We start from the raw sequence: 11,718 nt of genomic DNA on the forward strand, positions 1-11,718 counted from the left end.
CATCCGCGATGGGGCTGGCGCAACCGAAACCCCTCCCCCTGCCCCGACGGGTTGGGCCAACACGCGCGCCATTGGGTGAAAAGGCACGCGATCAGTATTTTAACGAAGGAAACCACCGCGGGGCCCGTCCGTTCAAGCACCGAACACACGAGGACGGATATGGTTATGCCCAACGCTCTGAACGCAGGAAATGGCGGCGAGACGCATCAGGTGACGGATGGCGATCACCCCGTGCTGACCACCAATCATGGCACGCCTGTCGCCGACAACCAGAACCAGTTGAAGGCCGGCGCGCGTGGCCCGGTCCTGATCGAGGACGAAATCTTCCGCGAGAAGATGAACCACTTCGATCACGAACGCATCCCCGAGCGGATCGTGCATGCGCGCGGATCGGCGGCGCACGGCTATTTCGAATGCACCGAAAGCCTGGCCGACGTGACCATCGCCGACCTGTTCCAGAAAAAGGGACAGCGGACCGAGGTCTTCACCCGCTTCTCTACGGTCGCGGGCGGTGCCGGGTCGGTGGATACCCCGCGCGACGTGCGCGGCTTCGCGGTCAAATTCTATACCCGTGAGGGCAATTGGGATCTGGTCGGCAACAACATTCCGGTGTTCTTCATCCAGGATGCGATCAAGTTCCCCGACCTGATCCACGCCGCGAAAATGGAGGCCGATCGCGGATATCCGCAGGCCGCGACCGCGCACGACACCTTCTGGGACTTCATCAGCCTGATGCCCGAGGCGACCCACATGATCCTGTGGGCGATGTCGGACCGTACCCTGCCCCGTACCTTCGCCAATATGGAAGGGTTCGGCGTCCACACCTTCCGCTTCATCAATGCGGAGGGCAAGAGCACCTTCGTCAAGTTCCACTGGAAGCCGCGCGCGGGTCTCGCCTCGACGATCTGGGATGAGACGGTCAAGATCGCGGGCGCCGACCCCGATTTCCAGCGCCGCGACCTGTTCGAGCGGATCGATCGGGGCGACTATCCGACCTGGGACCTGGGCGTGCAGCTATTCGACCAGGCCTTTGCCGACAGCCTGCCCTATGACGTGCTCGACGCCACGAAGATCATTCCCGAGGAGGTTCTGCCGGTCAAGATCGTCGGCAAGATGGTACTCGACCGCTATCCCGACAATTTCTTCGCGGAGACGGAGCAGGCGGCGTTCGTGCCCAGCCATGTCGTGCCGGGCATCGGCTTCTCGAACGATCCCCTGCTACAGGGGCGCCTGTTCAGCTATACCGACACCCAGTTGTCGCGCCTCGGCTCGGTCAATTTCCATCAGTTGCCGATCAATTCGGCCAAGGGACGCGCGGCCGCGGCGGGTTGCCCCTTTATGAACCAACAACGCGACGGCCACATGCAGATGGCCATACCCAAGGGGCGCGCCAATTATGAGCCGAACAGCCTGGCCAAGGCGGGCGAGGAAGCGGGCGCACGGGAGGACCCGGACAAGGGCTACAAGACCTTCCCATCGGAGGAGCAGGGCCAGAAGCTGCGCATCCGGGCGGAGAGCTTTGCCGACCATTATAGCCAGGCGCGCCTGTTCTTCCGGTCGATGGACCCGGCCGAACAGGCGCATATCGCCTCGGCCTTTGTGTTCGAGCTGTCCAAGGTCGGCCTCGAACATATCCGTGTCGCGATGCTCGCCAATCTGCGTAACGTGGACGAGACGCTTGCGACGCGCGTCGCCGACGGGCTGGCGATGGATTTGCCCCCTGCCTCGCCTACCGCAGCGCCGGTCCTGGACCTGGACCCGTCGCCCGCGCTGCGTATCATCCGCGGGCCGCTCGAGAAGCACACGCTGGAGGGGCGGACGGTCGGCATCCTGATCGCGGACGGCACCGATGCCGACGATCTGCAATCGGTGAAACAGGCCGTCGACGCGGCGGGCGGCCATGCCATCACTGTCGCGCCGAAGGTCGGCCGGGTGCCTCTGTCCGACGGGACCAGCGTGGCGGCGGATGCGCAGCTCTTTGGTCAGCCCTCGGTCACGGTCGATGCCTGCGCCGTGATCCTGTCGAAGGAAGCGACCGCCAAACTGGTCAAGGAAGGCGCGGCGATCCAGTGGGTCATGGATGCGTTCGGCCATCTGAAGGCAATCGGTCACAACGCCGCCGCCAAGCCTCTACTGGACAAGGCCGGGGTTGAACCCGACGAAGGCGTGACGGACCTGGCGGGCTTTGTCGAGGCGGCCAAGCGCCGCTATTGGGACCGCGAACCCAAGGTCCGCACCCTGGCCTGATGCCGGAGCCGGGCGGTGGCGTCGATCCGCCGCCCGGCTTCCACCCTTATCCGCGGTCAGGCCGATCCACCGACCCGCTGTCCCGCAACCGCATCCGCCATGAGATCGACGATCTTGCGCATCACCGCGATCGCGGCGTCCTCTCCGAGGCCAGAGCGTCGATGGCAGTCGAAGGCGGCATACATCGCGCCGATCGCCGCATCGTCATAATCGAGTTGCTGCGCCTCCACGGCCTCCGTGGCCATGTCAATGATCGCGCGACGCACCATCTCCGACTTTTCGATTTCGGACATCTTGGACCCTTACTCCCAGTTTCGCGTCGATCTTTATCCGCGCCTATCCGCGCGCGCCAGACTCGACGCCAGGCGCAGCCAGAGGAAGCGGTCAGGCCATGCGTTCGCGCACCACCGTTTCCAGCACGCTGAGCGGCATCGCCCCCAGCGTCAGGACCTGGTGGAACGCCTTCGGGTCCCAGTCCGGCCCCGCCTTGCGCCTCGCCTCGTCGCGCAAGCGGGTCCAGACCGTGTGCCCGATCTTGTAGCTGCACGCCTGCCCCGGCCAGACCGTGTAACGATCGATCTCTCCCTGGCTTCGGCCACGCGCGATGCCGGTCGTCGCGATCAGATAATCGGTCGCCTTCTCCCGGCTCCACCGCTTGGCGTGCATGCCCGAATCCACCACCAGGCGCGTCGCACGGAACAGCAGCGACTGGAGATATCCGACCTGGCCCAGCGGATCGCCCTCATACATCCCCATCTCTTCGGCGAGCTGCTCCGAATAGAGCGCCCAGCCTTCCGAATAGCCCGAATAGAAGCCCCGGCGACGGATCAGCGGGATGTCCTGACTCTCCAGTGCCGACATGACCTGCAAATGATGGCCCGGCACCGCTTCGTGGTAGCTCAGCGTCGCCAGCCCGAATTTCGGCCGGTCGAACGTGTCGCGCAGGTTGATGAAGTAAATGGCGGGTCGCGACCCGTCGAGCGAGGCGGACTGGTAATAGCCGCCCGGCGCGCCCGCCTGGATGGCTTCGGGAACACGGCGGATTTCGACCGGGGCCTTGGGCAGAACCGCGAATTGTTCGGGCAGGCGCCGGGTCATCGCGGCAACCTGCGCGCGTAATTGCTCCAGCAGGGCCTCGCGTCCGGGATCGGTGTTCGGATAAAGCTGATCGGGGCGCCTGTTCAGCGCGACCAACCGCTCGCCGACGCTGCCCTGGCCCATGCCCTGCGCCTTCAGGATCGTATCGATCCGCGCACCGATCTCCGCCACCTGGGCCAGGCCGAGCCGGTGGATCTCGTCGCCGGTCATCTCGGTGGTTGTCGCCGCGCTGACCGCATCGCTGTAATAGGCCGCGCCGTCCGGCAGACGCCAGACGCCCGCATCATGCACCGCCCGCCCCCGCAATTCGGTCACGAGCGCACGCTGGCGATCGAGCGCGGGGAACACCCGCTCGGCCATGAGCAGGGCGACCGTCCGGGCACGCTCGGGCGGCAGGTTCGCCGCCTTCAGCTTGGCGGCCAGATCCATGGCCGGGCCGGTAGCCTCGGGCGCCTTGTCGCGGACCGCCGCCAACTGCTTCAGCGTCGTGTCGAGGATATAGTCGGGCGCGAACACTCCCTTGCCCGCATCCTCGCGCTGGCGCCGGGTTTCGGCATCGATGGCCTGTCCGAACGCCTCGACCCGCGCAACATAGGCATCGGCGTCTGCGGCGGTCGTCACCCGATGCTGGCTGGAGAGGAAATCGGGTACGTCGCGATAGGCACCCGACAACTGGCTGAGGACATAGGGCGCATAGCGTCCCGCACTCGCACCAAAGGCATAACGCTCCCCCGCCAGCGTCCGGTCGAGATTATAGGCCACGACGTCATAATCCAGCCTGGCCGCCGGGCCCAAGCTCTGGCGCGGAATCGCCAGCAGCGCCGCCCGCTCCCGCCGGGCACGCGCGAAGACCTTGGCCTCCCCAGCGCGCGAGGCGTCGGACAGTTTCGCCTTCAGATGCACGCGGGCGCCGGTGTCCAGGCCAAGCGACGTCGCCTGTTCCGGCGCATCCTCCAAGCGTTCGTAGAAGAACTGGTCCAGCAGCGTGCGCAATTCGGCTTCCCGTGCGCCTCCCGCCGCCGATAACGGTCCCGGCACCCCGGCACCGATCGCGGCGAGGCCCGCAGAGGCAAGGAATTGGCGACGTCGCATGGGCGCTCCCGTTATCAAATCGATCGAAGGAACAACGCTAAGCTATTGAGCATGGCTTGCAAAGGCTGCCATTCGAGGGGCTTGTGCGATCAGGGCCGACGCCGGACGGCCGGTTTTCGGCGGGTTCGTGCTGCCCCGTCTCAGCGATATCGCGCCATCGTCACCTTCAGCACGACGGGCCGGTCGACGATATTGATCCCGTAATCGGTCTGGTCGCCATTCCACACCCTGTCCATGACCCAGCGGCCATCGGCGAAATGGCCTTCCTCGACGCGGAGGACCATCGCTCTGGGATCGGGCGTCGCGGGCTCGAAACGGACGCGGACATGATCGCCGACCAGCAGGAATTCGTCGGCCGAAAGATGGAGGACCGCAACGCCGCCGACCGGCTCTGTCGCCCAGGGTGCGGATTCGGACTTCAACCAGGTCCAGCTCTTCTCGCCGAACTGCCACTGGCCAAAGCTCGCCTGGATTGACCATGAACCCATCACCGTCCGCCGGTCCGCTCCGTCGTCGGGCTTGGACGCACCCCAGGCCGGATGCTCGAACGCCAGTCGGGCCCAATCGCGCATGACGGGCGTGAGCGCTCCATAAGGCCCCGCAAAGGCGTTCAGGGTCGTCTCGTCCAGGGCACGCGCGCCAAGAGGATAGTTGAAGAAGCCCGTGTCATCCATGCCGAAGGGGGCAAAGCCGATCGCCCCTCGCCCCAGCGCATCATAGAAATAGCGGGCGAATTCGCGCGCATTGCCGATCTCTGGCACCAGCAGAGGGTTGTCGGGGCGGGCATAGGCGTCGAGATAGAGCCCGACATTCCGGTTCGCGCGATCATAGATATCCGGTGCCTCGGCATCGATCGCAGGCGCGGCGACCTTCCAGATGTCGAGAACGTCCTGCTGGGGCCCGCCGCTCGCCACGCCGTCGGGATCGGGCACGTTGGAAGGGCCCGCCAGCGCCGCGTTGACGAACATGGGCAGCGGCTTGACCGCCTTGCCGGCCGCCGCGATCTCGTTGACGTAGCGCGCGGTGTACCAGCTATTGAACGCCCGGTCGGCCTGCGCCCCGAACACCGCCTGCCAGTTCCCACCCCGCTTGCCGAGCCTGCGGACGAGCGCGTCGGGCACCGGGCCTTCGAACAAGCGCTGGGCCTCCACCCCGAAGTCACGCGGATTGCGATAGCTGCCGACCTCGTTTTCCGGCTGCACCATGATGACGGTGTTCTGCCGGTCCTGCGCCTTCAAAAACGCCATCAGCCGCACGAAGGCTCGCTTGTCGGCCTCCAGCGTGGACCGGGCCATCGGCGACAGGACATCATGATCCCTGCCGTCGCGCGTCTTCATCCTGGGAAAGCGGCGATTGTCCAGCTTCACCCAATCGGGGGTGTAGCCGGGTGAGGTGTTCTTCCAGGTGCCGAACCAGAGAAGGACGATCCGTTTGTCATGCGCCCGTGCCTGATCCAGCAGCGTCTGGACGAAGCCGAAATCGAACCGGCCTTCCTCGGGCTCGATCTGCTGCCATGCGACGGGGATTTCGACGGTGTTGGCATGAAGCCGGTCGAGCAAAGGCCAGACCTGCGGCAGCGCGGCGGCATAGTTGCTCGAATTGTTGACCTGCGCGCCCAATATCACGAACGGTCGCCCATCGACGATCAGCGCATGTCGCCCATCGCGCGTCACGATGCGCGGCACGTCTTCGGACTGGGCGGCAATGGACTGGGCGGCAATGGACTGGGCGGCAATCGGCGGCGCCATCACCAGCATCGCGGCCACCAGCATCCGTGCGGCGCACATCACGACGTGGCGCATGATCATCCTCCCCATTTATCGGCGGCCTGTGTGCACGCACGTCCGGCGGCGATCAACCGCGCTGGGGCTTTACCTGCGCTGCTCAGGCGCTTCGAGGGAGGATAAAGGCATTTCGGCGCACATCGGACATGACGGTCCTATCCCGATGACCCGTCCACGGACGCCGCATTTCCCGGGTCACGTCATTCCCGGACCCTGGGTCGTTCAGGGCGTCTGTTCCATCGCCACGGGGCCGCTCACCACATGCGCCTTGGCATCGCGGGCAGCCTCAGTGCGCAACGAGCGCTGGGCCATGACGGACCACGCCGCTTCCGCGCGCAGACAGCGTTCGCGGACATTGGCCAGATCGGCTTCGGCCGCCTGTTCCCGGCAGTTGGAGGCGCGTTGCATAAAAAGTTCGGAGTCACGCATGGCATGATGTCCTTCGCGAAAGAGGTGATCGAGGATCGTCACCGATCATGCCGGGCGGGGTCGCGAACGCCCCCGCACCGGCCAACCGGTCATTCCACCGGTTGAAGATTGACCGCCGCCATCTTGCCGCGACGATCCTCTTCCAGTTCGTAACCGACACGCTGGTTCTGCTGGAGGGTGATCATCCCAGCCCGCTCCACCGCCGAGATATGGACAAAGGCGTCGTTGCCGCCCTGATCCGGCGTGATGAAACCATAGCCCTTGTCGGCGTTGAAGAATTTGACGGTGCCGTTCTGGCTCATGATATTTTCCTTCGGTTGACGGACCACCGGAGATCGGCAGGCCGCGGGGCCTCGACAGCAGGGAAAGAAGGAAAAAGGGCCGCAAAGCGCCGAAGACCGTCGATATGCGACTAAAGCCTTCGCAATATGGGGATCAGGCGGCCAAAACGCAACCTACGCCGATCATGGGCGGGGGCGCGGCCGATCGATAGTCCGCGGCCAGCCGTCGAATTTCGGAGGGGGTGAACCCCGGACAAGGGGCGCCCGCCGCATCCGGCGCCTCGCGCCAGTCGCCGATCGTGGCCATACGGACGGGGCGCATGGCCACCATCCCGATCCAGTGCGCCAGCAGGACGTCCAATTCGCGAAAGCTGTTGGCCGTCACCCGGCTGCGCACCGCGCGTTGCCGATCGCTCAGCCCGTGACGGTCCTTCGCCCATAGCGGCGCGATCCGTTCCTCGACCACGCCGATGCCGTTCATCAGTGCGCGATAGGCGCGCTCGCGATCCTCGACGGTGGTGCGACGACGGCGGCTCATCGACGGCTCGCCCGATGCCAGTACCAGCGCCGCAGCCAGCGGTTGATCGACCGCGCGATCATGCCGAATGCACCGCGATCGACGACACTCCGTGGCGCGCAACGGACCGTAGCGCCAAGCCCCTGGACAACAACAGAAGAGAAAAGGTCACGGCATGCTCCTGCGCGACAAGCGGGAGCACGAAGTCTCTCAGCCGCCAGCGCTTGTGGTCGTCAAACCGGCGATATCCGGGACTAGCACGATGCCGTCTGGCCGTCGCGCTGTTTCTGAGGTTCGGACCGCGCGGCCCTCGCCGACTGCACGCCCCATTTGCCCCGGGACGTTTTCGTGCGGGACCAAATCGCGTTACGCACGTTGTTCGAGGCACTTGGGGAACGGACCGTCGTTCCGAGCGGCTGGCCGATACGATAACGATATCAGGGGAAATGGGATGGTGGCGGAGAAAAGCGAGTTTTCAGTTTCGCGGCGAGGCGTCATCATGGGAAGTGCCGCGACCGCCATGGCCGCCCATGCCCCGGCCGAGGCCCAAGGAGGAAGGACGACCATGCCCGCCGATCCCGGCCTCATGCCCCTGACGCTCAAGGTCAACGGACAGTCGCGCGCCCTGTCGCTCGACCCGCGTACCACGCTGCTCGACGCCCTGCGCGAGCATCTGCACCTGACCGGCACCAAGAAAGGGTGCGACCATGGCCAGTGCGGTGCCTGCACGGTGATCGTCAACGATCAGCGGATCAACAGTTGCCTCAGCCTCGCGCTCCAGCATGACGGCGATGCGATCACCACGATCGAAGGGCTGGGCACGCCGGAGGCGATGCACCCGATGCAGGCCGCATTCGTCCGGCACGACGGATATCAGTGCGGTTACTGCACGCCCGGCCAGATCTGTTCGGCGGTCGCGGTGCTGGATGAGATCAAGCGCGGCATTCCCAGCCATGTGCAGGCCGATATCACCGCCCGCCCCCAGGCCACCAATGCCGAGATGCGCGAGCGGATGAGCGGCAATATCTGCCGCTGCGGCGCCTATTCCAACATAGCCGACGCCATGGCCGAGGTAGCGGGAGTCGAGGCATGAAGGCCTTTACCTATGAGCGTGCCAAGGATCCGGTCGTGGCGGCGCGCGCGGCCACCCGGCCGGGCGCGAAGTTTCTGGCGGGGGGCACCAATCTGCTCGACCTGATGAAGATCGAGGTCGAAACGCCGACCCATCTGATCGACGTGCAGGATCTGGGTCTCGATCGGATCGAAAAGACCAAGGAGGGAGGCCTGCGGATCGGCGCCTTCGCGACCAATACCGCGCTGGCCGCCGACGAACGGGTGCGCCGTGATTATGGCGTGCTGTCCCGCGCGATCGTGGCGGGCGCGAGCGGCCAGTTGCGCAACAAGGCGACGACCGCGGGCAACCTGCTCCAGCGGACGCGCTGCCCCTATTTCTACGACACGAACATGGCGTGCAACAAGCGCAAGCCCGGCACCGGGTGCAGCGCGATCGGCGGCTATTCGCGCCAGTTGGCGGTCGTGGGATCGAGCAACGACTGTATCGCCACCAATCCCAGCGACATGAACGTCGCGATGCGCGTCCTGGACGCGGTGGTGGAGACGGTAGACCCGCAGGGGCAGGCCCGCACGATCCCGATCGCCGATTTTCACCGCCTGCCGGGCGATACCCCGCATATCGAAACGACGTTGCAGCCGGGTGAGCTGATCACCGCCGTCACCCTCCCCCGTCCGATCGGCGGCACGCATATCTACGAAAAGGTACGCGACCGCGCCTCCTATGCCTTTGCGCTGGTTTCGGTGGCAGCGGTCGTCCAGAAGGACGGGACCGGCCGGGTGGCGGTGGGCGGCGTCGCACACAAGCCATGGCGGGTAGAGGCCGCCGAAGCCGTGATGCCGCGAGGGGCCAAAGCGGTGACGGCGACATTGCTCGCCGATGCCCGCCCCACCCAGGACAATGCCTTCAAGCTGCCCCTTGTCGAACGGACGCTGGCGGCGGCGATCAGCCAGGCGAGGACCGCATGAAGTTCACCGAGCCGTCAGGCCCCAACCCCATCGACCGGATGACCGTGGTCGGCCATGCGCAGGACCGTATCGACGGCCCCAAAAAGACCACCGGCCTCGCACCCTATGCCTATGAGTGCCACGCGGAGGCCCCCGACGCGGCCTATGGGTGGATCATCGGCTCGGCGATCGCCAAGGGGCGTATCCGCGCGATGAACCTCGATGAGGCGCGGGCGGCCCCCGGCGTGCTGGCCATCGTCACCGCCGCCGAGGCGGGCAAGCTGGGCAAAGGCCATTTCAATACCGTGAAGCTGCTCGGTGGCCCGGAGGTCGACCATTACCACCAGGCCATCGCGATCGTCGTCGCCGAAACCTTTGAACAGGCGCGCGCGGCGGCGGGTCTGGTCCGCATCGACTATGAGCGGACCAAGGGCCAATATGATCTGGCCGATGCGCTCAAGACCGCGCCGCTGACCGGCGGAGGCGCGGATGGCAACGCCCCCGCCGCCGAACGGACCGGTCAGTTCGAGCGGGCCTTCTCCGCCGCCCCGGTGACGCTCGACGCGACCTATACGACACCGGACCACAGCCATGCGATGATGGAACCCTTCGCCTCGACCGCGTCCTGGGACGGCGATGCGGTCACCGTCTGGACATCCAACCAGATGATCGCATGGGGCCGCGGAGACCTGGCCAAGACGCTGGGCCTGCCCAAGGAGAAGGTGCGGCTGATCTCGCCCTATGTCGGCGGCGGCTTCGGCGGAAAGCTGTTCCTGCGCGCCGACGCGGTGATGGCGGCGCTGGGCGCGCGGGCGGTCGGCCGGCCGGTCAAGGTCGCGATGCAGCGGCCGTTGGTCGCGAACAACTCCACCCACCGCCCCGCAACGACGCAGCGCATCCGCATCGGCGCGGCCAAGGACGGCACGATCCAGGCCATCGCACATGAAAGCGGTTCGGGCGATCAACCGGGCGGTGGTCCCGAAACCGCGGTCAACCAGACCAAGCTCCTCTATGCCGGTCCCAACCGGTTGACCTCGATGCGGTTGGCGGTCCTCAATCTGCCTGAGGGCAATGCGATGCGTGCGCCGGGTGAGGCGCCGGGGATGATGGCGCTGGAAATCGCCATGGACGAAATGGCGGAAAAGCTGGGCATGGACCCGGTCGCCTTCCGCGTGAAGAACGACACCCAGGTCGATCCCGAGAAGCCCGACCGCCGCTTTTCGCAGCGCCAGCTTGTTCGCTGCCTGGAGGAAGGTGCGCAGCGTTTCGGCTGGTCGCAGCGCAACGCACGGCCGGCGCAGGTTCGCGACGGCCGCTGGCTGGTCGGCATGGGTGTGGCGGCGGCCTTTCGCAACCACATGAACATGAAGTCCGCCGCACGTGTGACGCTCGATACGAGCGGCCGGGTCGTCGTTGAAACCGACATGACCGATATCGGCACCGGCAGCTATACGATCATCGCCCAGACCGCCGCCGAGATGATGGGCGTACCGTTGAACGCCGTCGATGTCCGGCTGGGCGACAGCGCCTATCCGGTATCGGCGGGCTCGGGTGGCCAGTTCGGTGCGGCCAATGCGACGGCAGGCGTCTATGCGGCCTGTGTGAAGTTGAGAGAGGCGATCGCCCAACGGCTGGGATTCAACTCTGCCGACATGACCTTCGCCGACGGAAAGGTGACGGGCGGCAATCGCTCCGTCCCGCTGCGCGAAGCCGTCGGCGGGAGCGCCCTGTCGGCGGAGGACGGGATCGAGTTCGGCGACCTCGACAAGACCTATCAGCTATCCACCTTCGGCGCGCATTTCGTGGAGGTCGGGGTCGATGCCTATACCGGGGTCACGCGGCTGCGGCGGATGCTGGCGGTCTGTGCGGCGGGGCGCATCCTGAATCCCAAGGCGGCGCGTAGCCAGGTGATCGGGGCGATGACCATGGGCGTCGGCTCGGCGCTGATGGAGGAACTGGCGGTCGACAAGCGCTTCGGCTTCTTCGTCAACCATGACCTGGCGGGCTATGAGGTGCCGGTGCACGCCGACATACCGCATCAGGAGGTCGTTTTCCTCGAGGAAGCCGATGACAAGGCCAATCCGATGAAGGCCAAGGGCGTGGGCGAACTGGGCCTGTGCGGTGTCGGCGCGGCGGTGGCGAACGCCGTCTACAACGCGACCGGCGTGCGCATCCGCGACTATCCGCTGACGCTGGAAAAGCATCTGGATCGCCTGCCCGCCATGGCGTGATCGGAACGCGCGGGCGCAGG

The 11,718-nt window shown here is 65.9% G+C and carries 10 protein-coding genes; 4 read left to right on the plus strand and 6 right to left on the minus strand.

Going from position 1 to position 11,718, the window contains the following annotated elements; genetic code table 11:
• Positions 1-165: 165 nt before the first annotated feature.
• Positions 166-2,247 (plus strand): catalase, encoded by a 2,082-nt coding sequence (locus ABDV78_RS12195; protein ID WP_343527649.1) that lies wholly within the window; start codon positions 166-168, stop codon positions 2,245-2,247.
• 56 nt (positions 2,248-2,303) lie between these two features.
• Here ABDV78_RS12195 and ABDV78_RS12200 read toward each other — a convergent pair whose 3' ends face one another.
• The 6 genes from ABDV78_RS12200 to ABDV78_RS12225 all read right to left on the minus strand — a co-directional run bounded on the left by ABDV78_RS12200 (position 2,304) and on the right by ABDV78_RS12225 (position 7,469).
• Complete coding sequence (locus ABDV78_RS12200) at positions 2,304-2,540, minus strand: hypothetical protein (protein ID WP_343527650.1); 237 nt, start codon at positions 2,538-2,540, stop codon at positions 2,304-2,306.
• A gap of 91 nt (positions 2,541-2,631) precedes the next feature.
• Entirely contained in the window at positions 2,632-4,437 is a 1,806-nt protein-coding gene (locus ABDV78_RS12205) for a DUF885 family protein (RefSeq protein ID WP_343527651.1), read from the minus strand.
• 140 nt (positions 4,438-4,577) lie between these two features.
• Positions 4,578-6,185, minus strand: coding sequence for a DUF5597 domain-containing protein (locus ABDV78_RS12210; protein ID WP_343527676.1), 1,608 nt, complete (start codon positions 6,183-6,185; stop codon positions 4,578-4,580).
• A gap of 258 nt (positions 6,186-6,443) precedes the next feature.
• A complete protein-coding gene (locus ABDV78_RS12215) occupies positions 6,444-6,692 on the minus strand; it encodes a hypothetical protein (protein WP_343527652.1) in 249 nt (82 codons plus the stop codon).
• A gap of 47 nt (positions 6,693-6,739) precedes the next feature.
• On the minus strand, positions 6,740-6,952 hold the full coding sequence (locus ABDV78_RS12220; RefSeq protein ID WP_343527653.1) for a cold-shock protein: 213 nt from the start codon (positions 6,950-6,952) through the stop codon (positions 6,740-6,742).
• A 133-nt stretch (positions 6,953-7,085) separates the two neighbouring features.
• Complete coding sequence (locus ABDV78_RS12225) at positions 7,086-7,469, minus strand: hypothetical protein (RefSeq protein WP_343527654.1); 384 nt, start codon at positions 7,467-7,469, stop codon at positions 7,086-7,088.
• Between the two features lie 433 nt (positions 7,470-7,902).
• Here ABDV78_RS12225 and paoA point away from each other — a divergent pair, with 433 nt between their 5' ends.
• Genes paoA through paoC form a run of 3 tightly spaced genes read left to right on the plus strand, consistent with a single transcriptional unit; the run spans position 7,903 to position 11,698 of the window.
• Positions 7,903-8,541: an aldehyde dehydrogenase iron-sulfur subunit PaoA gene (gene paoA / locus ABDV78_RS12230; RefSeq protein ID WP_343527677.1), complete on the plus strand. Its 639-nt coding sequence runs from the start codon at positions 7,903-7,905 to the stop codon at positions 8,539-8,541.
• Positions 8,538-9,488, plus strand: coding sequence for a xanthine dehydrogenase family protein subunit M (locus ABDV78_RS12235; protein ID WP_343527655.1), 951 nt, complete (start codon positions 8,538-8,540; stop codon positions 9,486-9,488). Before paoA ends, ABDV78_RS12235 begins: the two co-directional genes overlap by 4 nt.
• A complete protein-coding gene (paoC, locus tag ABDV78_RS12240; RefSeq protein ID WP_343527656.1) occupies positions 9,485-11,698 on the plus strand; it encodes an aldehyde oxidoreductase molybdenum-binding subunit PaoC in 2,214 nt (737 codons plus the stop codon). The genes ABDV78_RS12235 and paoC overlap by 4 nt, the downstream gene beginning before the upstream one ends.
• Positions 11,699-11,718: the final 20 nt, after the last annotated feature.

Source organism: Sphingomonas sp. (genome assembly GCF_039594485.1).
Lineage (GTDB): Bacteria > Pseudomonadota > Alphaproteobacteria > Sphingomonadales > Sphingomonadaceae > Sphingomonas.